This window comes from Streptomyces sp. NPDC057253, assembly GCF_042669125.1.
Taxonomy (GTDB): domain Bacteria; phylum Actinomycetota; class Actinomycetes; order Streptomycetales; family Streptomycetaceae; genus Streptomyces.
Map to the genome: position 1 here is coordinate 67067 of NZ_JBHUXV010000032.1, position 23075 is coordinate 90141.

Consider the following 23075-nt stretch of genomic DNA (forward strand, 5'->3'; position numbering starts at 1 on the left):
GTTCAGTGCCCTGGCACGTACCCGCGCTGCTTGTCGACCACGTTCACGAGAGACCTGCCCGCGTCCCAGCGCTCGTACATCTCCACGAACTGCGCTGCGAGTTCGTCCCGCCAGCCGACGGTGTCGCCGCTCATGTGCGGGGACACGATCAGACCGGGGACGTGCCACAACGGGCTGTCCGGCGGCAGCGGTTCGGTGTCGAAGACGTCGAGGGCCGCGCCGGCGATCCACCGCTTGGAGAGCGCCTCCACCAGGGCCTCCTCCACGACCAGTTGGCCCCGGCCGATGTTGATGAACCGCGCGGAGGGCTGCATCATCCCGAAGCGGCGGGCGTCGAACATGCCCCGGGTCTCGTCCGTGAGCGGGGCGGCCGCGATCACCCAGTCCGCGCGGGCCATCAGCCGGTCGAGGTCGTCGGGGCCGTGGATCCCGGTGCGGGAACGACGGCCGACCAGCGCGGTGGTGATGCCGAGCGCCTTGAGGGTGGCGACGATCGCCCGGCCGATGGGCCCCGACCCGACGACACACGCGCGCGTGCCGGCCACCCGCTGCGACTCCCGGTGCCGCCACACGCCCTCCCGCTGGAGCTCCAGCGTCCGGGGCAGGTCCTTGGCCATCGTCAGCACCAGCGCGGCGACGTACTCGGCGATCGGCCGGTCGAAGACCCCGCGCGCGTTGGTCACCCTGGTGTCCGAGGCGACGAGTTCCGGGCACATCAGGTGATCCACGCCCGCGCTCGCCGTGTGCACCCAGCGCGGCCGCGGGCCCTCGCCCGGCCACGCGTCCCGCACCGCGGTCGAGGCGAAGTCCCAGACCAGCAGCACATCGGCCGACGGCAGCCGCTCGGCGAGCGTGGTCGCGTCCGCGTGCTCGATCCGGGCCCGGCCGGTGAGCCTGCCGAGCCGCGGAGGGGGGTCGGCGTCGAGGACGAGAAGGGTGGGGACGGACATCGAGGCACCGTTTCTGCGGAGAACCGCGCGGGTCACGAGAGCCGCACGGGCGGTTTCTGCATATTCATGCGGGTCGGCCGACCTTTTTCCGCCGGTTTCCGCGGCGCGGCCGAGCGTCTGACGTGGGCGGAAACACCGGGGGCTGTTTCGGTGTGACGTGGGCGTGACATGGGCGGATTGACCACGCTCGCACCCGAACCTACCTTCGTCAACACGGGCGTTGCGCACGTTCCGCTGTCCCCCCGTCTCTCACCGTGAGGCCGGTCATCGCCATGGACGTTTCCTTTCTCGGTGGCCCGCGCCCGCAGCGCGGTGTCGGTGTCGTGGCCCCCTTCGACTTCGCGCTCGACCGCGAGCTGTGGCGCTGGGTCCCCGAGGAGATCTCGCTCCATCTGACCCGCACCCCGTACGTCCCCGTCGAGGTCAGCCTCGACCTGGCCCGGCTGGTCAGCGAGCACGAGACCCTGCACGAGGCCGTGCGCACCATCAACGCCGTCACCCCCGAGGTCGTGGCCTACGCCTGCACCTCCGGCAGCTTCGTCGGCGGGATCGCGGGGGAGCGGGCCATGTGCGCGGCCATGACCAGGGCGGGCGCGGTCCCCTCCCTGACCACCTCCGGCGCCCTCCTGGACGCCCTCGCCGAGCTCGGCGTGAGCCGGGTCGCCCTGGTGACGCCGTACACGGTCTCGGTCACGCGGTCCCTTGAGGAGTACGTCGCCGAAGCGGGCGTCTCCGTCACCGGGTGCGCCTACATGGGGCTGACCCGGCACATCTGGAAGGTGCCCTACCGCCAGGTCTCCGAGATGGCCCACAAGGCCGTACGGGCCGACGCCCAGGCCCTGTTCATCAGCTGCACCAACCTGCCGACGTACGACGTCATCCCGCAACTGGAGGCGGAGCTGCGCATACCGGTGATCTCGGCCAACCAGGTGACCATGTGGGCGGCGCTGCGCCGACTGGGTACCCGAGCCGTGGGACCGTACCAGGCGCTGATCGATCCGGCGGCGCGGAGCGGTCCCGTGCGCCCGGAGATTCCGGGTCTGCCGGAAGTCCGGGGACTGCCGGACGGAGAACAGCAGCAGGAAGGCTGGACATGACCGCTCTCGGATTCCTCTACCCGGGCCACTCCGCCGAGGACGACTATCCACGCATCGAGCAGCTCCTGGGCAGCGACATCCGCCTGGACGTGGTCCACACCGACATCGGCACGGACGCCCACCGCGTGGACGCCCTGCGCGAGATGGGCTCGCCCGAGCGGCTGGCCGCGGGCGTCGAGCAACTGCGCATGTCGGGCGCCGAGTCCGTGGTCTGGGCCTGCACCAGCGGCAGTTTCGTCCACGGCTGGGAGGGCGCCCACGAGCAGGTCCGCACCCTGGCCGTCACGGCCGGCCTGCCCGCCTCCTCGACCTCCTTCGCCTTCGTGCACGCGGCCAAGGAGATCAGCGCCGGGCGGGTGGCGGTCGCGGCGACCTACCCGGACGACGTGGCGGGACTGTTCGCCGAGTTCCTGCGGGCGGGCGGGATCGAGGTCCGCCAGGTCCGCGGCGCCGGGATCATCACCGCGGCCGAGGTCGGCACCTGGGGCGAGGAGGAGGTCTTCACGCTGGCCCGGGAGGCCGACTCGCCGGATGCCGAGGCGGTCCTCCTCCCGGACACGGCCCTGCACACGGCCACCCACATCCCGGCCCTGGAGAAGGACCTCGGCAAGCCGGTCCTCACGGCGAACCAGGTCACCGTCTGGGAGGCCCTCCGCCTGACGGACCGCAGGGTCAACGCACCGTCCCTGGGCGCCCTGTTCACGAAGGAGCCGATCGTCCAGGTGTGAGACCGGGGCGTGAACGCGGGACGTGGGGGTCCGGCCATGACCGACCGCCGGCCATGGCCGGATCCCTACCGCCTGCGCGAGGGAGCCCCGTCACATCCCGCACCGGGCCGTCACATCCGGTGCCGGCTTCCTGTCCCGTCCCGTGCCGGGTTCCTCTCGCATGCTCGCCCGGAGCCCTGTCGCCTGCCGGATCCGAGGTTCCCCGCATCCGCGTGCCCGGCCCGTCCCGTCCCGCGCGGCTTCCGTCACATCCGGGACCGACGGCGGACCGAGCGGAGTCGCATCGTCAGGCCCAGGGCCAGCATGATCAGGGCCGCGGCGCAGTAGCCCCACGAGCCGGTGCCGCGGACGGCGTCGACGGAGGCCAGGACGGCCCACAGGGCGGCCACCACGCTCAGCGCGGTCCAGGCGATGTCGGCGATACGGATGGACAGCTGGGCTTCCTGCCGGGTCCCGGGTTCGAGCGGCCCGAGCTCCGACGGGCCCGAGGTGTTCTCCCTCGTCATGGGCGATCCCTCCGGTCTGTGAGGTGGTGCGCTCTGGGTACCCGGGGGCCCCTGCGGCAAGCGGCGGGCGCCGGACGGGATGTGGAAGCCCGGGCTCCATGGACACCGGAGACCCGGAGCCACGGACAGGCGCGACCGCGTCCGGGAATAACCGGGGACAGTCTCCTGTTGTCGCCAGGACGACAGCGCACGGCTCACGAGCAGGAGGCACCCCACCGTGGCGGAAGACGAGATCCGAGGTACTGCCGAGGGCACCGCCCCCGTACCGCTCTCGGTCCTGGACCTGGTCACCGTCGGCGCCGGCCGCACGGCCACCGACGCCCTGCGCACCAGCGTCGCCATCGCGCGGCTCGCGGAGTCCCGCGGCTTCCACCGCTACTGGGTCGCCGAGCACCACTCCATGCCGGGCGTGGCGTCCTCCTCGCCCGCGGTGATCCTCGCCCACCTCGCCGCCCACACCACCCGCATCCGGCTCGGCTCGGGCGGCGTCATGCTCCCCAACCACGCCCCGCTGGTGATCGCGGAGCAGTTCGGCACGCTGGAGGCGATGGCCCCCGGCCGCGTCGACCTGGGCCTCGGCCGCGCCCCCGGCACCGACGGCGCCACCGCCGCCGCCCTGCGCCGCACCGACCGCCTGCACGAGGGCGCCGACGACTTCCCCGAGCAGCTCATGGAGCTGATCCGCTTCCTGGACGACGACTTCCCGGACGGCCACCCCTACCGCCGTATCCACGCGGTGCCCGGCCCGATCCAGGCGACCTCGCCCGGCGGCGTCCAGTCCCCGCACCGCCCGCCGATCTGGCTGCTCGGCTCCTCCGGCTTCAGCGCCCGGCTGGCCGGCTCCCTCGGCCTGCCCTTCGCCTTCGCGCACCACTTCTCGGCGCAGAACACCATCCCCGCCCTGGACCTCTACCGCGAGTCCTTCCGCCCCTCCGCCGTCCTCGACGAGCCGTACGCCCTCATCGGCGTCTCCGCCCTCGCCACCGACGACGAGAAGGAGGCCCGCCGCCAGGTCCGCGCCGCCGCCCTCAACATGATCCGGCTGCGCACCGGCCGCCCCGGCCTGGTCCCCACCCCGGAGGAGGCGGAGGCCTACGAGTTCAGCCCGATGGAGGAGGAGTTCGCGAACTCCTGGAACGCCAACGTGATCCACGGCACCGCCGACGAGGTCCGCGCCGGCCTCGACGACCTCCACAAGCGCACCGGCGCCGACGAGCTGATGCTCACGGGCAACGCCCACAGCGGTGACGTACGCCTGCGCTCCTACGAACTGATCGCCGACGCCTACGGGTTGCCGACGGCCTGACCCTCAGCCGGTCTGCCCCTCAGACCTGGGCGCCCATCAGCCCGGAGATACGATCCGGCGACACCGGCCGCGAGTACAGCCAGCCCTGGCCGGTGTCGCAGCCGATGCGGCGCAGCCGGGTGGCCTGGGCCGAGGTCTCGACGCACTCCGCGGTGACGGTCAGGCCCAGGCGGTGGGCCAGCTGGATCATCGCCTCGACGACGACCTCGTCGGCCGGGTTCGGCGGGACGCCCTCACCCTCGTACTGGAAGCCGCGCACGAAGGAACCGTCCAGCTTCAGCACCGACACCGGCAGCCGGCTGAGGTAGGCGAGGTTCGAGTAGCCCGTGCCGAAGTCGTCGATGGCGATGCCGACGCCCATGTCGCTCAGCGCCTGGAGGGCCTGGAGCGGACGGCCCGCCGAGCCCATCACCGCGGACTCGGTGAGTTCGAGCTGGAGCAGGTGCGGGGCGAGGCCGGTCTCGGCCAGGGTCTTCGCCACGTCCGCGACCAGGTCGGAGTCCCACACCTGACGGACCGCCACGTTGACGCTGACGAAGATCGGCGGTTCGTCGGGGTGGTCCAGCTGCCACTGCCGGGCCTGGCGGCAGGCGGTGGCGAGGATCCAGCGGCCGAGCGGGACGATCGAACCGTCCTCCTCGGCCAGTGCGATGAACCGATTCGGCGTCAGCATCCCGAACTGCGGGTGGTTCCAGCGCACCAGCGCCTCCACCCCGCGCAGCCGCCCGTCCTCCATGCCCACCAGCGGCTGGTACTCCAGCTGGAACTCGCCGCGCTCGATGGCCGGGCGAAGCGTGGAGGCGAGCGCCTGACGGGTCATGCGGTGGGCGTTGCGCTCGGGGTCGAAGAGCGTCCAGCGGTCCCGGCCGTCGGCCTTGGCCCAGTACAGGGTGGTGTCGGCGGCCTGCATCAGCCCGGTCGCCGAGGTGCCCTCCGCCCGCCGCTCGACCACTCCGATCGACGCGGAGACCGACATCCGGTGCCCCGAGACGTCGAAGGGTGCCTGGATCGCCTTCAGCAGGGCCTCGGCGAGGTCGGCGAGCTGCTCGGTGCCGGTGGAGTCCTCGACCAGCAGCGCGAACTCGTCGCCGCCCAGTCGCGCCACCAGGGGAGCGGTCGCCCGGCCCTGTCCTGCCTCGTCCGCGCAGCGGGTGAGCCGCTCGGCGACGGCGGCCAGCAGCCGGTCCCCGACCCGGTGGCCGAGGGTGTCGTTGACCGCCTGGAACCCGTCGAGGTCCAGGTAGCACAGCCCGATCCGGCCCGTGCCGCCCTGTTCGTACGACTCCGGCTCCAGCGCGGCCGTCAGCCGCTCGAAGAACAGGGTGCGGTTGGGCAGCCGGGTCACCGGGTCGTGCATCTGCAAGTGCCGCAGCCGCGCCTGGAGTTCACGCCGGGCGGTGATGTCGGCGACGGACAGCAGCACGCCGGGCGTGCCGTCGGCCAGGGGCGTGATCGTGATCTGCGCCCACATGGAATGACCGTCGGGATGCTTGAGCCGCCGCTTGCAGCGCAGCTTCGCCTGCCGTCCGCGCAGCACCTCGCGGTAGGAGTGCCAGGTGCGCGAGTCCGAGCTCAGGTCCACCAGATCGGCGGCCACGGCCCCGGTCAACTCCCGCGGTACGGCTCCGAGCAGCTCGCCGAAGGCGGGGTTGGCGTCGACGACCGTGCCCTCGCGGTCCACCACCGCCATGGCCAGCGGCGCCGCCGCGAAGGCCGCACGGTGCGACGGAGGCTCGGTACGGGTAGCTGTTGTGATGTCACTCTCTGTTACGGCCGACCCGTCGAGGTCTGCCGCGGGCGCCGGCCCTTCGGACGTTCCGTTCACCGCTAGCTCCCGCAGTGCACTCGATCGCTGTCCGCGCAGGAAAGTGTGCCGATCATAGAGGCTGCCCTGAGGCCCTTCCAGCCATTGCCCAGTCTCGCGGACCGGCAACCCCTTCTGGCAGATCGTTTCTGCCCGCAGCTGGACGGGTTCTTCGGGCCCGGGACCAGTTGTGACGTTCCGTGAGCGATTCGGGGGTGTCGGCCGGTCCGGCAGGTCACGCCAACTCACTCATCCGGTGCAGATAAACAGGGCGTATTACTGCAAAACCACACAGGCTGGGTGCGGTATCCCGTGAACCGTTCCCGGAGGTCCTGTTGCCGCGCCCGTTTCCGCGCACTCTTCCGCGCCCCCGACTGCGCAGCACCGCCGCCGTGTTCACCACCATGGCGGCCCTCGCCGCCACCTCCCTCGTCACCGGACCCTCGGCGGCCGAACCCTTCTCCTCGGCGCCCTGCACCCTGGAGCGCACCGACGCCCACCACTCGGAGGGCGTGGACACCTGGAACAGCGCCTATCCGCGCCCGGCCCGCGCCCTCGACGCGGTGATGGTCTTCCTCTCCTTCCCGGACGCCCCGCCCCTGACCAGCCCCGTCGAGCTGACCGCCGATCACTTCCCGGCCACCACCCGCTTCTTCGAACACGCTTCCTATGGCCGCTTCGCCCTGCACCCGCACCCCCTGCGGCACTGGATCCGGATGCCGCGCCCGTCGACGGCGTACGCCATACAGCGCGACTGGAGCGCCACCGACCGCTCCGCCTACCTCCGTGACGCGCTCGCCGCGGCCGACCCTCAGGTCGACTTCTCCCGCTACGACGTCGTCTACTTCGTGGCCGACCCGGACGCGCCCGGCGTCGACTCGGACGCCACGAAGGTCGTCAACCTGGACGTGCCGCTGCGGGCGGACGGCACGGACATCCGCCGGGTGGTCACCGTCTTCGAGAAGCACCCGCCGGACCGGCTGGTGCTGGCCCACGAGACCGGGCACGTCTTCGACCTGCCGGACCTCTATCACCGGCCCGCGGACGGCAAGGGCGACTGGGACACGTACGTCGGCGACTGGGACCTGATGGGCAGCCAGTTCGGTCTCGCCCCGGACCTGTTCGCCTGGCACAAGTGGAAGCTGGGCTGGCTGGAACGGCGGCAGGTGACGTGCGTACGGGGGCCGAAGCCGAGGCGCCTGACGCTGGAGCCGCTGGAGACCGGCCCCGGCAACGCCGGCATCTTCGGCCTGGGCCGCGGCACCAAGCTCGCGGTGGTCCGCACCGGCGCCGACAGCGCGCTCGCCTTCGAGGCGCGGGGCGCGGTGGGCAACGACGCGGCGGTCTGCCGCCAGGGCATCCTGATCTACCGCGTCCACAGCGGCGCCGCGTCCGGCGGCGGCCCCATCCAGGTCATCGACGCCCACCCCCACACCGAGGCCTGCTGGGAAAACTCCGTCTACCCACCCCTGGCGGACGCCCCGGTGGACACGGGCGAGAGCTTCACGGTGCCGGACACAAAGGTCCGCCTGAAGGTGACGGACCGAACATTGTCGGGGGCGTGGAATGTGGAGATCACGGCGGGATGACCCCCGGGTACGCGAAAGGCCCCCCGCTCGTGCGAGGGGCCTTCACTGTCGGTGCGCCGCCAGGGACTCGAACCCCGGACCCGCTGATTAAGAGTCAGCTGCTCTAACCAACTGAGCTAGCGGCGCCTGCTGACGTCGTAGACCTTAGCATCCTGATCGGCCGGGGGAAAAATCGAAATCCGCACGGCGTTCCGGGCCGCGCGGACGGCCGCCCAGACCAGGATTTCCGGGCCCGGCAGCCAGGGGTGGCGGGTGTCCGGGGCGACCAGCCAGCGCGAGGTCAGTCCGGAGCTCGCGGCGCTCAGCGGGGCCGGGACGGTCACCGCGTCGCCCGTGCCGTGACACAGCAGCGGCGGGATCGCCCCCGTACGTCCGAACTCCTCCCACCGCAGCAGCGACGGCAGCCGCTGAGCCGTACCCGGCGCCGAGAACAACAGCATCCGACCCCGCAGTGTCGCCACCGGCCCCGAGCCCGGCCCCTCGTCCCACAGCCGGTCCAGCATCCGGCGCCCGAACATCACGGGAGCGCTGACCACGTCGAAGGCGGTGCCGCACGGCAGCACCACCGGGGCGGTGGGCCGCTCCTCCCACAACGACAGGGTGCTGCGCGGATACGTTCCTGCCGAGGCGAGCCAGGCGGCCCCGTCCGCGGTGACGCCCGAGATGTCGAACCGGTCGGAGAAGGGTTCCTCGCGTGTGCTCATGTCATCTACAGGTACCGGGCGTGAGCGCGCGATTCCCGAGGGTTGCGGGAACCCGGGACAGGGGAGGGTGGAGGGGAGTATCTTGCCCGCCTGGCATATGCCAAAGCTTTACTCGGGGGCTACGGCTGCTACGGCCGCCGCGGGGGACGCCGACTCAGACGGGGTCGGCGTGGCCGCGCCCGCCGCCCTCCGCACCGCGCAGCAGATCGCGGCCGTACTCGACCATCTTCTTCGCGTAGTCCTCGGTCCACTCGGCGCGCTCGGCGATGTCCGCCGGGGTGAGCCGGTCGAAGCGCCGGGGGTCGGCCAGCTGGGCCGCCGCCATCGCCTGGAACTCGACCGCACGGTCCGCCGCGGCGCGGAACGCCTGCGCCAGCTCGGTGGCCCGGGTCAGCTGCGCGCGGGGGTCGTCGATCGACTCCAGATCGAAGAAGTGCTCCGGGTCGTCGGCCACCTGCGCGGGCTCGAACAGCAGGGGCGCGGGGCGTAGCCGCGGTTCGTTCCGACGCGGCGTGGGCTCCGCCATGTCTTCATCCTCCTCGTACCTCGTCCGTACCGACGGCCCACCTGTGCATGGGCCACCGTCCATTGTCCCGCGCCCGTGCAAGAGGGCGGCACACCTCCGGCGGTACCAAGCGCTACGCCCCCGGCGATGTTCCCGCTCACCCCCTCCAGGAGACCTGGTGCTCCGCCAGCCGTACCGAGGGTGGGAGTCGCCGCTCACTCCCGCCACGCCACCCGGTGCTCCGCCAGCCGCGCCAGCACCGCGTGGTTCGCCTCCCAGCCGTCCGGGGCTGTATCATCGGCCGCCTCCGGCGGCGGGCCGGACTCCGTCCGGCGGGTGGGGTGGGGATCGCCGCTCACTCCCGCCACGCCACCCGGTGCTCCGCCAGCCGTGCCAGCACCGCATGGTTCGCTTCCCAGCCGTCCGGGAACTTCACCAGCGTCCCCAGCTGGACCGGCTCCGTCGACGGGTAGTCGTCCAGCAGGTCGCTCACGCCCGCCCGGCACACCACGATGCACGCGTGGCGGTGGCGGGAGGCCAGGACGCACAGGCGGCCCGTCTCCAGGTGGAAGGCGGTGGCGTCGGGGCGGCCGGAGAGCGGGTGGAGGACGACCGTGACGTCGTACTCGCGGCCCTGGAGACGGTTCGCCGTGTCCACGGTGACGTCGCTGACGCCCAGGTCGGCCAGCGCCGCGCGGACGGCCGCCGCCTGGTCCCGGTGCGCCGTGCCGACGGCGATCCGGTCGGCGGTCAGCGGCGCGGGATCCGGTGAGCGCTCCGACGTGGCCACCCCACCCCGGTCCAGCAGCCGCCGTACGACCGCCGCCACCGCCCGCACCGCCTCCGGGTCCGTGCGCGGAGTGTGCCGCGCGGGCAGCTCCAGCAGGCCCCAGCCGGATTCCGCCGCCGCGTCGATCACCTTGTCCGGGCCCGAGCCGTCCGAGGGGACTGCGAAGGCCAGCCGGCGGTCGTCGTGGCCGGTGCCGCTGCGGAAGGGGGTGTACGGGTAGAAGGCGTCGGAGACGAGCGGCGCGGCGGAGGCCGGGAGGCGCCAGGACACCGGCAGGCGGTGCTGCGGCAGCTCGGGGTTGTGCGCCAGCAGGGTCGTCACCGCCGAGGCCGAGGGGTCGTACGACAGCCCCGCCCACTGCTCGCTGCCCACGATCGCGAACGGGTCCAGCTGCCCCGGGTCACCCACGAACAGCGCCCGCTCGAACAGCCCCGCCACCGCCAGCAGCGAGTCCGAGCGCATCTGGTACGCCTCGTCCACGATGGCGTGCGCCCACGGCTCGTCGACCTTCACGTGCCCCCACTTGGCGGCCGTGGAGATCACCACCGGCAGCCCGGTCAGATCGCCCGCCTTCGCCGACTTCCGCACCTGCGGCAGGTCGTCCAGCGCCTTGTCGTACGGGTCGGCGTCACTGCTGTGCAGCCGCCCGACCGGCAGCTCGGGGTTCTTCTCGGCGAGCCTGAGGACCAGGTCGTCGACCTGCGCGTTGGTCTGTGCGACCACCATCAACGGGCGCCCCGCGTCGGCCAGTTCCAGCGCCGCGCGGACGACGAGGGTCGACTTGCCGGCGCCTGGCGGGGAGTCCACGACGACACCGCGGTGGGGGTCGTGCAGGGTGTCGCGCAGGATCGCGTCGGTGGCCCGCGCGGCCTCGGCGCCGGGGTCGAAGGCCGCGTGACTCCGGGGAGCCTGGGTGGTCACAGCACGTCCTCCGGGGTCACGGGATCGGCGGTCTCCGGCACGGCCTCACCGGGCGGACCGCCGTGCGTCCAGGGCGTGTCCTCCGGGTCGGGCAGCTTCGCGCCGCCACGCTGCTCGTGCTCGAAGAGCGTGAAGCACACGCGGTCGCCCTTCTCCGGCACCGACCCGGTCTCGGGCTCCTTGCCGCGCCCCATCTTGTCGAGGATCTTGAGCACGACCAGGGCGCCCTCCTCCTCGTACCCCACGAACTGAGCCGACTGCGGCTTCCCGCCCAGCGAGCGGTACACCTTGGCCCGCTCACCCAGATGCGGCCGGTCGTCCGTCCGTACGGTCACCAGTGGGCGCGGGCTCGGCCGCTTGCCCTCGCTGTACGTCATCACGACGTCGGTGACCTCCCCGGCGAACGCCTCCCCGGCCAGCCGCCGCCCCGCCATCACCAGCGGGTCGTCGAGCGCCTCCTGCGCCTCCAGGCGGGCCTGTTCGCGCTCGCGTGAGGCGAGTTTGTTGGCTGCGGTGACCGCGTCGTCGCGGCGCGGCTGCGGGGGCTCGCCCGCCACGACCCGGTCCCGGTGACTGGTGAACGACCAGCGGTCGCGCGTCCACCGCTCCTGGACATGCGCCCCCTCGGGCAGCGCCCGCAGCAGATCCAGGCCCCGCCACACCGCGTCCCAGGTGGGACGCGTCCGGCTCAGGACAAGGGCGCGGATCTCCTGCTCGGCGGCGGTGAGCGCACCGAGCCGGTCGTCGGCCTCCAGACCGTCCTCGGCGGCGGCGAGGGCGATGCGCGCACGGTCGTAGCGCTCGAAGGCGGGGGCGAGCAGTTTGTTGTCGAACGCCGGGTCGGTGGCCGGGCCGGCCGGTGGGTGCAGCAGCTGCCCCTGCGCGTCCCGGGCCAGCTCGGCCTCCAACGCGGCCTCGGCGCCGGAGCGGTCCTCGGGCGGGTCGATCCACGCGAGCAGCGCGCCCAGGTGCTGGTCCTCCAGGGTGGACTGGCCGGTGGACCAGTGCCGGGCCAGCAGGTCCGTCATCGCCGCCAGCAGCGAGGAACCCGGCACCCGGGCCCGCTCCCCGAAGTGGGTCAGCCACCGGCCCAGCAACGGCACCCGGGGCGGGGCCGGATAGGGGGTCTCCGGGTCCTGCTCCGCCGTACGCCGAAACCGCATCGACCGCCCGAGCAGCCGTACGAAATCGATGCCCGCGCGGCTCGGCAGGATCAGCTGCGGGGCGTCCGCGCACAGCTCGACCTCGACCTTGACGCGCTTGCCGGTCTCCGGATCGGTCTCGTTGCGCTCGGCGGCCTCCACCGCAGCCGCGTACCCGTCGACGTACGGCAGCACGATGTCCGCCAGCTCGGCCAGGAACGCGAACCTGAGGTCCCGGTCCCGCGGCTGCGGTACGACCAGGAGGTGCGGGGCGTCCCGGTCGGTCCCCACGAGCGCCCCGAGCGGGGCACCGGCCTCGCCCGCGGTGGTGAGCGGGACGAGGACGAGCGGGTGCTCGGAGAGGTGGCGGTGGCGCACGGTCGCGGCCGGTTGGGCGCGGCCCGTGCTGACGGCTTCGAGGCGGGCCAGGGTGGAGATCAGCGACATGCGCGCACCCCCAGCGCCTGAGCCTCCGCCGGCACGCCCAGGTCCTCCTGCCGTGTGCCCAGGTCCTCAGGCCGTGTTCCCAGGGCCTCCGCCCGCAGCTGCGCCGCTCTCCGCAGCGCCGCCACCGCCGGGTCGTCGGGATCCCCCATCTCGCCGCGGGCCGCCGCCAGGACGTCCTCCACCGTGGTCAGACCGCCCAGCTCCGCGCGGACCGAACGGCCCAGGGAGGTCACCGCGCCGTCCGCGCGGGAGCGGCCGCGGCAGTGGAAGGCGAGTTCGCACGCGGACAGGCACTCGGGGGCGTAGGTCGCCGGGACCGACTCGACCGCCGCGGTCAGCTCGGCGGCGGGCAGGTCGGGGGCGAAGCAGGTGCCCTCGGGGAGGGCGTCGGCGATGTCCTGGATGCGGGTGAGGCGGGTCAACTGGCGGGCGGTGACCGCGCGCTGCTTGCGGATGTCCACGGCCGAGGCGGTGGGGATGTTGGAGAAGTCCTTGGGGCAGACCAGGAGGACGCGGTGGCGCACCTTCGGCGCCGGTTCCATGCGGGCCGCGACCTCCTCCAGCGCCAGCACGTACACCGCGGCCTGGCGGGCGGCCGCGCCCACCTTCGACGGGTCCGCCGAACCGTCCAGCATCGGGAAGGACTTGATCTCCACGACGGTCCAACTGCCGTCCGGGTGCACGACCACGGCGTCCGGCTCCAGGAAGGCGGGCGAACCGGCGACGTCGAGCGCGAGCATGGGGTGGTCGAGGAGCGTCCAGGCACCGGCGGTCGCCTCCCGCAGGGCCAGGGCCGTACGCGCGGTACGGCCCTCGGGGCCGATCGCGGTGAGGTCGGGGACCTGGGCCTCGGCGGGCGGCTCGGCGCCGCTGTCCAGGCGCTCGTGCACCAGCCGCAGCAGCTCCGCGCCGCCGTCCGCCTTGACCTTCGCCTCGAAGGCATTGCCGCGCGTCAGGGCGAACTGCGACTGGCCGAAGGCCGACGGAGCGCCCAGCGCGCTCGCCAGCGCCGTCTTGTTCACCCCGGCGCCGTCGAGGATCGCGCGCCGCTTGCACCCGGGGTTCGCGGCGAGGGCCGCGAGGGCGCGGGCGTCCAGTGCCTTGGCCGGTACCTCGGGCCCGCGCAGCTCAGCGAGCCGCTGCCGGAGCGCCGTCCCCCGCGTCCGTGGGAGCGGCACTCGGCTCGGCTCCGCCTGCGAACCGGGACTCGCGCTGCCGTGGAATGTGCTCACCCGCCGAAGTCTGGCATCCGGCACTGACAATTGAGGGCTCTGCGTCCCGAGAGGCGACGGTGACGGTGCTCATCCGGGCCTGGACGCCCGCCGTGGCGCGCGTCGCGACCCGGCTGACGTACGGGGCGAGCAGGAACCCGAGCCCCATCACGGCCGCGCCCGCGACCGCGTCGAGGAAGTAGTGGTTCGCGGTGCCCATGACCACGATCGTGGTGATCAGCGGGTAGGCGACGGCCGCGACCTTCGTCGTACGCGTGCCGCCGTAGCGCCACAGCATCACACCGCACCACAGCGCCCAGCCGACGTGCAGGCTCGGCATGGCCGCGTACTGGTTCGTCATGCCGCCCATGCCCCGCGGGGCGCTCGCCTCGCCGCCCCACCAGCCGTACGAGCTGTACTGGGCCATGGTGTCGACGAAGCCGTGGCCCGCCGACAGCAGGCGGGGCGGGCAGGTCGGCAGCAGCGTGAAGCCGATCAGGCCCATGAAGGTGGACGTCATCAGCCAGGTGCGGGCCGCGCGGTAGTGCGCGGAGCGGGAGCGGAAGAGCCAGACCAGGATGGCGGGCGTGACCAGGTAGTGCAGCGAGGCGTACCAGAAGTCCGCCGGTACACCGATCCACGCCTCACTGGTGAACAACCGGTTCAGCGGGTGCTCGGCGTTGATATGGAGGACCTTCTCGACCTTCAGGATCGCCAGGCCGTGGTCGACTGCGCCGTCGACGTCGCCCCGGGCGAGCAGGCGGCCCGCGCTGTAGCAGGCGTACACCAGCACGATCAGGGGCAGCTCGGTCCACCACCGCAGCCGCGGGTCCGGGACTGCCTCGGTGCCTGGTGTCTCGGTCAGCGGCATCCGATCCTGTCCCCCTTCGTTTCGCGCGGCTTCCGGCGGTCGTCGTCCGGTCGTGCCACTTTACGGCGTATGTGCGGGCCCTTGTGGAGTGCCCCCACGCAGCGCCTTAGGTCCTCCAAGACGCAGAGATCGCCCGTCGGGTTGCCCTTCCACAGGGTGCGCGATGATGGAGGGGTTCCGCCTCCGTTTTCCCCCGGAAAGGTTTCTTCATGGCACCGCGCATCCTGCTCGCCCGGCACGGACAGACCGAGTGGTCGCTGTCCGGCAAGCACACGGGCAGGACCGATGTGCCGCTTCTGGAGGAGGGCCGACGGGGGGCCAAGCTGCTCGGCGAACGGCTGCACCGGGCGCCGTACGACGGCCTCCCCGGGGTGGAGATCCGCACCAGCCCCCTCGCACGCGCGCGTGAGACCTGCGAACTCGCCGGGTTCGGGGAGCGGGCGGCCACCTGGGACACGCTCATGGAGTGGGACTACGGCGCGTACGAGGGCATGACGCCGGAGGAGATCCAGGCGGTGCGGCCGGGGTGGCTGATCTGGCGGGACGGGGTCCCTTCGGGGGAGTCGCTGGAGCAGGTCGCTGTGCGGGCGGACGAGGTGGTGGCGTGGGCGAAGTCCGCGGACCGGGATGTGCTGGTGTTCGCCCACGGGCACATCCTGCGGTCCATCGGGGCGCGGTGGCTGGGGTTGCCGATCGATTTCGCTGCGCGGGTGCGGCTTAATCCGACGTCCTTGTCTGTGCTGGGGTGGGCTTACGGGGAGCCGGCGATTGAGAGCTGGAACGACTTGGGGCATCTGGGGTAGCTGTTCGGCCGCGAGCCGGTGGGGCTTCTCGCGCAGTTCCCCGCGCCCCTAAAAACCCTCACCGGGCCGCAGCCGACGAACCACCCCGTCACGCAGTCCTCGGCGTTGAAGCGTGGCGTTCCAGGAACGCCGACACCCCCGCCGCCCTCCGATGCGGCAGCAGCACCCTCGCCGTCCCCGCGAGCATGGTCTGGATGCGGGACGACTGGACCTCGCCCAACAGCTCCAGCACCCGCAGCCCCGCCGCCGCCCCCTCGTCGGGCCGGCCGCCGCGGGCCAGGTCGTCGGCGAGTTCGGCCGTGTACAGCGCGATGTTGCGGGTGAAGTGCGGGTCCTGGAGATCCGCCGCCCGGCGCGCGTGCCGGGCGGCCCGGCGCCAGTCGCCCAGCGCGGACCAGCACTGCGCCTCCAGGCCCTCCAGTTCGGCCTCGCCGTAGAAGCTCATCCACTCGGGGTCCGCGTCGCACAGGCCGCGCTCGAAGTAGGCCTGCGCGCGGGCAAGGGCCTGCTCGCACCCCGTGCGGTCGGCGAGGCCCGCCCAGCCGCCCGCCTCGCGCAGCGAGAGCAGCGACATCAGCCGGGCCGAGCCCAGCGGCCGGGCGACCCGCTGCGCGGCCTGCGCGGCCCGCACCGCCTCCCGCGGCCGGCCCGCGTCGCGCGCGAGGAAGGCCGTGTTGCAGAAGGCGTGCGCCTCCAGGGCGTCGTCACCGGTCACCCGGGCCGTCGCGAGGGCTTCCGCGTAGTGCGAGCGGGCGTCGTCGAACCGCCCCGAGTCATGCGCCAGCCAGCCCACCGAGATGGCGAGTTCACCCGCGCCCGAGTGCAGCCGGTCGGCGGTCGTCTGCCGGGTCGCGCCGGCGTCGAGCAGCGCGTAGGCGGCGCGCAGTGGAGCCGCCGCGCGCCGGTACAGACCGTCCGCGCCGTGCCGGTCGTCCAGCAACCGGATCCTGCGGACGGCTTCCTCCAGGGCACCCGCCTCGCTCGCCCCGGCGCGGCGCACCGGCCGCACGGCGGCCGTGGCGTCGGCGGCGAGCCCGATGGGGCCCAGTGAGGCGGCGGCCACCGTGGCGCCCCCGCCGGTCATGAATGCGCGACGCAGCACGTCGCTCTCCTCGTAGTTGTCGTACGTCTCGTCAGGGTCCTGCGTGTCTTGCGTGTCATACGGCTCGTACGCCCCCGGCGTCTCAGACGCGTCCCGCCCCCGGCGCCCGCGTACGGTCGCGCGCGGCGCGAAGCCCAGGTCGGTGAGCGTGCGGCCGGGGAACATGTGCAGGAACACCCGTTCGTACGCGTAGTTGGGGCAGCGGATCTCGCCCGCCTCGACGCGGCCCACATAGCGCGCGTCGCAGCTGACCCGCTCGCCGATCTCGCGCGCGGCCCGCCGTACCGCCGCGGCGAACTCGGCCGGCGAGCGCTGGCCGCGCAGGCGCCGGAACGCGAGGTTCGGCCGCGGTGGCATGGGGGACTGGGACGAGGTCACCTGTGACGACGCCATGGCCGGGTCCTCTCGTGCGAACCGTCGAACCATGCCGGAGGTGGGGCGAGTTGACTGGTTTGTCAGTGTGACGCCCTGTTTCCGGCGGGCAAGAACGTACCGGCTGTGTCCGGGTCGCCACGCGGGGTTTGGCTACAAACCGGATATCTCATCCGAGATCTGCCATGAACTGCCATCCTTTGCGGCGGACTTCCGCCGTAGCCGTTGACGCGGGCGCGCGTTGAACCCCCTGGAGTCGGACGAGGGTTCCTTGATGGAGGCCGCGATGGAGATCAGCTGTGACGTGGTCACGGTACCGACGCGACACGGCCTGGAGGCCGTCGACATCCTGCGGCGGGGGGTGGGGGAGACGGTCGGACCCGTCCTGCACGACGACGGCGGCGAGACGCTGGGCTTCCTGGTGCCACCGGGCACGGCGGCGGGCTGGGACGTGCCGGGCAGTACGTGCACGGAGACGGACGGCCGGGGGCTACGGCTCGCTCCTGAGCCACCGGTGGAGGGCGCCGACTGGCTGCTGCCACCGGGAGACACCGACCTGGCGACGGATCCGGCAGTGCTGAGAGCGGCACTGGGCGAGGCGGCACGGTTGATCGAGGCCGCTGACAACTGCCAGTGACCGAGACCTGCCCAGCACGCGAGACGACCATCCGCCGCAGATAATGGCCTTGTGGGCAAGTCCAGGAACTCTCGCCGTAGCAGCGCGGCCCCCGAACCCGTCGTGGAACCGGTGGACGGCGGCCTCGCCGAGCTCATCCCCGACCGGGACCGCCCCCACGCCTGGACGCTGCTCATCGACGGCGCACCCCAGTCCCACGTGGACCTCGACGACCCACGCCACCTCTCCTTCGAGTACCAGCGCCGCCTCGGCCACGTCATCGACCTCGCCGCCGATCCCGGCAGACCCCTGCACGCCGTCCACCTCGGCGGCGGCGCCCTCACCCTCGCCCGGTACCTCGCCGCGACCCGCCCCCGCTCCACCCAGCAGGTCGTCGAGCGGGACGGCGCCCTCGTGCAACTGGTCCGGCAGAAGCTGCCGTTGGAGCCGACCGCGCGGATACGGGTGCGGTCCGTCGACGCCCGCGAGGGGCTCGCCAAGGTCGCCGACGGCTGGGCCGACCTCGTGATCGCCGACGTGTTCAGCGGCGCCAGGACTCCCGCGCACCTCACCTCGACCGAGTTCCTCGACGAGGTCCGAAGGGCCCTGAGGCCGGGCGGTCTCTACGCCGCGAACCTCGCCGACGGACCGCCGCTCGCCCACCTCCGCGGCCAGATCGCCACCGCCGCCGCCCGGTTCGCCGACCTCGCCCTGGTCGCCGACCCGACCGTGCTGCGCGGCAAGCGCTTCGGCAACGCCGTCCTGGTCGCCTCCGACACCCCCCTGCCGGTCGCGGAACTGACCCGCCGGGCCGCCTCCGACCCGCACCCGGGCCGCGTCGAACACGGCAAGGAACTCCTCGACTTCACCGGCGGGGCCGTACCCGTGACGGACGCGAAGGCCGTGGCCTCCCCGGCGCCACCGCCCTCGGTGTTCCGCTGAGTTGCTACATCCTGATTGAGTCAGTACGTCCCGATCTCCACCCGTGGCGGGCCGTCGTGCCAGGTGCAGAACACCGACACCCGGTCCGCGCCCGAGGAGAACTCCACCCGGATCCACGACTCCGTCTTCCACACCTGCATCGACCAGCCCGTGCCCGGAGTCGCGGAGACCAGGGTCGCCGAGGTCTCGCCGAGGTCGAAGACCGCCCGGCCGCCGTCGGTGTCGTAGCTCCTGACCTGGCCGGAGGCGGTGGGGGAAGGGCTCTTCGAGGGGGTCGGCCGGGCGGTCGTGGCGCTCGGCGTCGGCGACGGGCTGTTCGAAGGGGCCGCGCGCCTCGTCGGGGTCGGCTCCGGGGACGCCAGCGGTTTCGACTCCTGCGTGGTCGCCTTGGCCGCCGCGATGGGCAGGGCGCGGGGCGGGTCGTAGGCCGTGCCCGCCATGACCGTGTGGACACCCCACCACGACAGCGTGACCGCCGCGCCCGTGGCGAGCAGCCAGGCCAGTACGTGTACGAATCCTCTGCGCATCGCCCGCCATACTGCCTCACGCGTCTCACGGGCCGCACCCGGACGGGGTTACTCAAGTCGGCCTCGCGATGTCCTCGCAGGTCGGCTGGGCGGGCTCGCCTTTCTGCCGGGGGTCCGGGGGTCGTCCCCCGGAATGGCGCAGTATCCACAGGCCCCGACCGGGCTCGCCCGAATCGCGTACGGTGCGGCGCATGGCAAGTGTGCTCGTGGTCGAGGACGACCAGTTCGTTCGTTCCGCGCTCATCCGGCACCTGACCGACGCGGCACACACCGTGCGCAGCGTCGGGACGGCGCTGGAGGCGCTGCGCGAGGTCGCCCATTTCCGTTTCGACGTGGTGATCCTGGACCTCGGTCTGCCCGATCTGGACGGCTCCGAGGCCCTGAAGATGCTGCGCGGGATCACCGACGTGCCCGTGATCATCGCCACCGCGCGGGACGACGAGACGGAGATCGTGCGCCTGCTCAACGCCGGGGCGGACGACTACCTCACCAAGCCCTTCTCCGTCGAGCACCTCTCCGCCCGCATGGCCGCCGTCCTACGGCGGTCCCGTGCCGCCGGCGGGGACGCCCCGCCGGAGACCGTGCTGCGGGTCGGCGGCCTGAGCGTCGACCCGCTGCGCCGCCAGGCCGAGCTGGACGGCGCCCGACTCGACCTCACCCGCCGCGAGTTCGACCTGCTCGCCTTCCTCGCCGCCCGCCCCGGCGTGGTCGTCCCCCGCAAGGAACTCCTCGCGGAGGTCTGGCAGCAGTCCTACGGCGACGACCAGACGATCGACGTCCATCTCTCCTGGCTCAGGCGGAAGTTGGGGGAGACCGCCGCACAACCCCGTTATCTCCACACCCTGCGGGGCGTCGGGGTCAAGCTGGAGCCGCCGCTATGAGATGGGCTCTCGTCAAGGTCTGCCTGGCGGTCACCACCATGGTCGTGGTCGCCTTCGCGATCCCGCTCGGTCTCGTCATCAAGGAGATGGCCCGCGACCGCGCCTTCTCCAACGCCGAGCGACAGGCCGCCGCCGTCGCCCCGGCCCTGTCCATCACCACCGACCGCGACCAGCTGGAGCGGGTCGTCGCCTCGGCCGGCTCGGACTCCGGGATGGCCGTGCACATACCGGCCGACGGCGACCGCGGGAGCGACCAGAAGGCCGTCGACATCGGGCGGCAGCGGGCCGCCGAGGAGGACATCGCGACCGTGCGCAGGCTCGGCCGCGCCTCCACCACCGAGGTGCCCGGCGGCTCCACCCTGCTCCAGCCCGTCGCGCTGAGCTCCGGCCAGATCGCCGTCGTCGAGGTGTACGTCCCCGAGGCCGAGGTGAGCAACGGCGTCGCGACCGCCTGGGCGGTCCTCGCGGGCGTCGGCATCGCGCTGGTCGTCGGCTCGGTCGCGGTCGCCGACCGGCTCGGCGTGCGGATGGTGCAGCCCGCGCAGAAACTCGTCGAGGGCGCCCATGAACTGGGGGAGGGGAAGCTGGGCGCGCGGGTGCCGGAGGAGGGGCCGACCGAACTCCGGCTCGCGGCCGTCGCGTTCAACTCCATGGCCGACCAGGTCGTCCAACTCCTCGCCAACGAAAGGGAACTGGCCGCGGACCTGTCGCACCGGCTGCGCACCCCGCTGACCGTGCTGCGACTGAACGCGGCCTCGCTCGGGGACGGTCCGGCCGCCGAGCAGACGCGGGCCGCGGTCGCGCAGTTGGAGCGCGAGGTCGACACCATCATCCGCACCGCGCGAGAGGCCAAGCCGCAGACCGCGGCGGCCGGGCCGGGCGCCGGGTGCGACGCGGCCGAGGTGGTCCGCGAGCGGATGGGGTTCTGGTCGGCGCTCGCCGAGGACGAGGGCCGCAAGTGGCGGGTCGCCGGCACCGAGCGGCCGGTGCGCATACCCGTGGCCCGGGCCGACCTCGCGGCCGCGCTGGACGCCCTGCTCGGCAATGTCTTCCGGCACACCGCGGAGGGCACCGCCTTCGCGGTCGACGTGCACAACGGCGAGGACGCCGTGATCGTGCTCGTCTCCGACGCCGGCCCCGGCATCCGGGACCCCGAGGCCGCGATGGCGCGCGGGCGGGGTTCCGGCAGCGCCGGGTCGACCGGCCTCGGGCTCGACATCGTGCGCCGGCTCGCCGAGTCGACCGGCGGGGACGTACGCATCGGATCGTCGGTGCTGGGCGGGACCGAGGTGCGGATCTGGATCCAGCTGGACGGGCGGGAGCCGGTGCGCCGGGGACACCGGGTGCGCCGGCGCCGTACGGGCAGATTGGTCTCGACCTTTAACCGATCCCGATCCCTTCCTTAAGCGCGCCCTAAGATCCTCAACCCCCGTCCTGATCAGGTCATTTGCCCGTTTCCGGCTCGCTAGCGTGCCACGCCATGAGCATTCATCGGCGCAGAGTCAGCGGTAGGAACAAGGTGATCGGCGGGGTGGTCGCCGCCGCCGTGGTGGGGACCGGCGCGGTCCTCGTGAGCGGTACCGCCCAGGCGGCCGGGATCGGCGCCGCGTACACGAAGACCAGTGACTGGTCGACGGGTTACACCGCGCAGTACGTGGTCACCAACAACAGCACCAGCGCGGACAAGGGCTGGAAGCTGGAGTTCGACCTGCCGTCGGGCACGCGGCTGAGCTCGCTGTGGAACGCCGAGTCGGCGGTGAGCGGGCAGCACGTCACCGTGACCTCGGCCAAGTGGGACACCGACGGACTGGCGCCCGGCGAGTCCGTCACCGTCGGCTTCGTCGTCAACGGCACCGCGGATCCGACGGGGTGCCGCATCGACGGCACCGCCTGCTCCGCCGACGGCACGGCGACCCCGGAACCCACCGGCCGCCCGACGCAGTCACCCACCCCCACGGCCACACGCCCGTCGACGCCGACCGCCACGCCCACCCCGACGGTCCCGCCCACGGCCTCGCCCTCGCCCTCGCAGAGCACCGGCACGGGAAGCGGCACCACCGCCGGATTCGCCCCCTACGTCGACACCTCCCTCTACCCCGCCTTCGACCTCCTCGCGAGCGCCTCGGCCACCGGCGTGAAGGACTACAACCTGGCCTTCGTGACCGACGGCGGCGGCTGCACACCCAAGTGGGGCGGGGTGACCGACCTCACGAGCGACGCGGTGGCCGCGCAGATCGGCGCGCTGCGGGCGAAGGGCGGCGACGTCCGGGTCTCCTTCGGCGGCGCCTCCGGCTCGGAGCTCGCCACGGCCTGCTCCTCGGCGGACGCCCTCGCGACGGCGTACGGGAAGGTCGTGGACGCGTACGGCCTGACCAAGGTCGACTTCGACGTGGAGGGCGGCGCGCTGCCGAACACGGCCGCGAACACCCGGCGGGCGCAGGCGATCGCGAAGCTCCAGACGCGCCACCCCGGCCTGGACGTCTCCTACACGCTGCCGGTCATGCCCGAGGGCCTGACCCAGGACGGGGTGAACCTCCTCGCCGACGCGAAGTCCAACGGCGTGCGGATCGACGCGGTCAACATCATGGCGATGGACTACGGGGCGTCGTACAGCGGCGACATGGGCACGTATGCCGAGCAGGCCGCCACGGCGACTCAGGCGCAGCTCAGGAGCGTGCTGGGGCTGTCCGACAGCGCCGCCTGGAAGGCGGTCGCGGTCACGCCGATGATCGGTGTGAACGACGTGGCCTCGGAGATCTTCAAGGTCGAGGACGCCACCCAGCTGGTGGCCTTCGCCAAGGAGAAGGGTCTCGGTTCGCTGTCGATGTGGTCAGCGACGCGTGACAAACAGTGCGTGGGCGGTGCGAAGAACTACGCTGACGCCACCTGCAGCTCGGTCACGCAGGACGCGTTCGCTTTCTCGAAGGCGTTCGCCGCCTACAACTGACGATTCCATGGGACGCGCGACAGCGCGCAAAGGTGTCGGTCACGTTTCGACAAATGGGATCTGCAGGGTCTTGACGGTTGACCTGACATACGGCTGTCATTACGCCACCGTGTTCGGTCAAGTTGATTTCTGGTCGATTACGACCGGTCTTCGAATCCCTCCGTGACCGGACCCCTGCCCCAGGAGCCGCACATGCCTGACCTCTCGTCCTCCCTCCCCTCGCCCAGCCGCCGCAGTCTGTTGCGGGGTGTGGGTGGTGCCGCTCTGCTCGCGGGTGCGGGTGTGCCGTTGCTGAGTGCCTGCGGTGGCAGTGG

Annotated in this window: 22 protein-coding genes and 1 tRNA gene; 10 read left to right on the forward strand and 13 right to left on the reverse strand. The window is 72.6% G+C overall.

Going from position 1 to position 23075, the window contains the following annotated elements; all coding sequences use genetic code 11:
• Positions 1–2: 2 nt before the first annotated feature.
• Positions 3–950, reverse strand: a complete 948-nt coding sequence (locus ACFULQ_RS19685; protein WP_383545545.1) for a D-2-hydroxyacid dehydrogenase — start codon at positions 948–950, stop codon at positions 3–5.
• Between the two features lie 272 nt (positions 951–1222).
• On the opposite strand from ACFULQ_RS19685, the gene ACFULQ_RS19690 reads away from it, so the two are divergent.
• Positions 1223–2047 (forward strand): aspartate/glutamate racemase family protein, encoded by an 825-nt coding sequence (locus tag ACFULQ_RS19690; protein ID WP_383545548.1) that lies wholly within the window; start codon positions 1223–1225, stop codon positions 2045–2047.
• Entirely contained in the window at positions 2044–2775 is a 732-nt protein-coding gene (locus tag ACFULQ_RS19695) for an aspartate/glutamate racemase family protein (RefSeq protein WP_383545550.1), read from the forward strand. Before ACFULQ_RS19690 ends, ACFULQ_RS19695 begins: the two co-directional genes overlap by 4 nt.
• Before the next feature lie 245 nt (positions 2776–3020).
• On the opposite strand, the gene ACFULQ_RS19700 is transcribed toward ACFULQ_RS19695, so the two are convergent.
• The gene (locus tag ACFULQ_RS19700; RefSeq protein ID WP_383545553.1) at positions 3021–3281 is read right to left on the reverse strand and encodes a hypothetical protein; all 261 of its coding nucleotides are present in this window, start codon (positions 3279–3281) and stop codon (positions 3021–3023) included.
• 217 nt (positions 3282–3498) lie between these two features.
• Here ACFULQ_RS19700 and ACFULQ_RS19705 point away from each other — a divergent pair, with 217 nt between their 5' ends.
• Positions 3499–4587 carry an LLM class flavin-dependent oxidoreductase gene (locus tag ACFULQ_RS19705; protein WP_383545556.1) on the forward strand — a complete coding sequence of 363 codons (1089 nt, stop codon included), beginning with the start codon at positions 3499–3501 and terminating at the stop codon, positions 4585–4587.
• 19 nt (positions 4588–4606) lie between these two features.
• Here the strand turns inward: ACFULQ_RS19705 and ACFULQ_RS19710 are convergent, their stop codons facing one another.
• Positions 4607–6412, reverse strand: a complete 1806-nt coding sequence (locus tag ACFULQ_RS19710; RefSeq protein ID WP_383545559.1) for a putative bifunctional diguanylate cyclase/phosphodiesterase — start codon at positions 6410–6412, stop codon at positions 4607–4609.
• A 314-nt stretch (positions 6413–6726) separates the two neighbouring features.
• Here ACFULQ_RS19710 and ACFULQ_RS19715 point away from each other — a divergent pair, with 314 nt between their 5' ends.
• Complete coding sequence (locus tag ACFULQ_RS19715) at positions 6727–7980, forward strand: M6 family metalloprotease domain-containing protein (protein WP_383545562.1); 1254 nt, start codon at positions 6727–6729, stop codon at positions 7978–7980.
• Between the two features lie 52 nt (positions 7981–8032).
• Here ACFULQ_RS19715 and ACFULQ_RS19720 read toward each other — a convergent pair.
• The 8 genes from ACFULQ_RS19720 to ACFULQ_RS19755 all read right to left on the reverse strand — a co-directional run bounded on the left by ACFULQ_RS19720 (position 8033) and on the right by ACFULQ_RS19755 (position 14571).
• Positions 8033–8106 (reverse strand) — tRNA-Lys (locus tag ACFULQ_RS19720).
• On the reverse strand, positions 8097–8684 hold the full coding sequence (locus ACFULQ_RS19725; RefSeq protein ID WP_383545564.1) for a bifunctional DNA primase/polymerase: 588 nt from the start codon (positions 8682–8684) through the stop codon (positions 8097–8099). Before ACFULQ_RS19725 ends, ACFULQ_RS19720 begins: the two co-directional genes overlap by 10 nt.
• A gap of 154 nt (positions 8685–8838) precedes the next feature.
• Positions 8839–9210: a hypothetical protein gene (locus tag ACFULQ_RS19730; RefSeq protein ID WP_383545567.1), complete on the reverse strand. Its 372-nt coding sequence runs from the start codon at positions 9208–9210 to the stop codon at positions 8839–8841.
• A 194-nt stretch (positions 9211–9404) separates the two neighbouring features.
• A complete protein-coding gene (locus ACFULQ_RS19735) occupies positions 9405–9557 on the reverse strand; it encodes a hypothetical protein (RefSeq protein ID WP_383545570.1) in 153 nt (50 codons plus the stop codon).
• Positions 9545–10900, reverse strand: a complete 1356-nt coding sequence (locus ACFULQ_RS19740) for an AAA domain-containing protein (protein ID WP_383545572.1) — start codon at positions 10898–10900, stop codon at positions 9545–9547. Before ACFULQ_RS19740 ends, ACFULQ_RS19735 begins: the two co-directional genes overlap by 13 nt.
• On the reverse strand, positions 10897–12489 hold the full coding sequence (locus ACFULQ_RS19745; protein WP_383545575.1) for a hypothetical protein: 1593 nt from the start codon (positions 12487–12489) through the stop codon (positions 10897–10899). The genes ACFULQ_RS19740 and ACFULQ_RS19745 overlap by 4 nt, the downstream gene beginning before the upstream one ends.
• Entirely contained in the window at positions 12480–13667 is a 1188-nt protein-coding gene (locus ACFULQ_RS19750; RefSeq protein ID WP_383545577.1) for a hypothetical protein, read from the reverse strand. The genes ACFULQ_RS19745 and ACFULQ_RS19750 overlap by 10 nt, the downstream gene beginning before the upstream one ends.
• The gene (locus ACFULQ_RS19755; protein ID WP_383545579.1) at positions 13618–14571 is read right to left on the reverse strand and encodes a phosphatase PAP2 family protein; all 954 of its coding nucleotides are present in this window, start codon (positions 14569–14571) and stop codon (positions 13618–13620) included. The genes ACFULQ_RS19750 and ACFULQ_RS19755 overlap by 50 nt, the downstream gene beginning before the upstream one ends.
• Before the next feature lie 209 nt (positions 14572–14780).
• On the opposite strand from ACFULQ_RS19755, the gene ACFULQ_RS19760 reads away from it, so the two are divergent.
• Positions 14781–15374, forward strand: coding sequence for a histidine phosphatase family protein (locus tag ACFULQ_RS19760; RefSeq protein WP_383545582.1), 594 nt, complete (start codon positions 14781–14783; stop codon positions 15372–15374).
• Positions 15375–15462: 88 nt separating this feature from the next.
• Here ACFULQ_RS19760 and ACFULQ_RS19765 read toward each other — a convergent pair whose 3' ends face one another.
• A complete protein-coding gene (locus tag ACFULQ_RS19765) occupies positions 15463–16869 on the reverse strand; it encodes a tetratricopeptide repeat protein (RefSeq protein WP_383545585.1) in 1407 nt (468 codons plus the stop codon).
• A gap of 265 nt (positions 16870–17134) precedes the next feature.
• On the opposite strand from ACFULQ_RS19765, the gene ACFULQ_RS19770 reads away from it, so the two are divergent.
• Together ACFULQ_RS19770 and ACFULQ_RS19775 are read left to right on the forward strand one after the other, a co-directional pair.
• Positions 17135–17485: a hypothetical protein gene (locus ACFULQ_RS19770; protein WP_383545588.1), complete on the forward strand. Its 351-nt coding sequence runs from the start codon at positions 17135–17137 to the stop codon at positions 17483–17485.
• Positions 17486–17536: 51 nt separating this feature from the next.
• Positions 17537–18406 (forward strand): spermidine synthase, encoded by an 870-nt coding sequence (locus tag ACFULQ_RS19775; protein WP_383545591.1) that lies wholly within the window; start codon positions 17537–17539, stop codon positions 18404–18406.
• 20 nt (positions 18407–18426) lie between these two features.
• On the opposite strand, the gene ACFULQ_RS19780 is transcribed toward ACFULQ_RS19775, so the two are convergent.
• On the reverse strand, positions 18427–18933 hold the full coding sequence (locus ACFULQ_RS19780) for a hypothetical protein (protein ID WP_383545593.1): 507 nt from the start codon (positions 18931–18933) through the stop codon (positions 18427–18429).
• Positions 18934–19124: 191 nt separating this feature from the next.
• Here ACFULQ_RS19780 and ACFULQ_RS19785 point away from each other — a divergent pair, with 191 nt between their 5' ends.
• The 3 genes from ACFULQ_RS19785 (at position 19125) to ACFULQ_RS19795 (ending at position 22761) form a co-directional block, all read left to right on the forward strand.
• Entirely contained in the window at positions 19125–19814 is a 690-nt protein-coding gene (locus ACFULQ_RS19785) for a response regulator transcription factor (RefSeq protein ID WP_383545596.1), read from the forward strand.
• Complete coding sequence (locus ACFULQ_RS19790; RefSeq protein ID WP_383545599.1) at positions 19811–21220, forward strand: sensor histidine kinase; 1410 nt, start codon at positions 19811–19813, stop codon at positions 21218–21220. The genes ACFULQ_RS19785 and ACFULQ_RS19790 overlap by 4 nt, the downstream gene beginning before the upstream one ends.
• Positions 21221–21294: 74 nt before the next feature.
• On the forward strand, positions 21295–22761 hold the full coding sequence (locus ACFULQ_RS19795; protein WP_383545602.1) for a cellulose binding domain-containing protein: 1467 nt from the start codon (positions 21295–21297) through the stop codon (positions 22759–22761).
• The last annotated feature ends 314 nt before the right edge of the window (positions 22762–23075 follow it).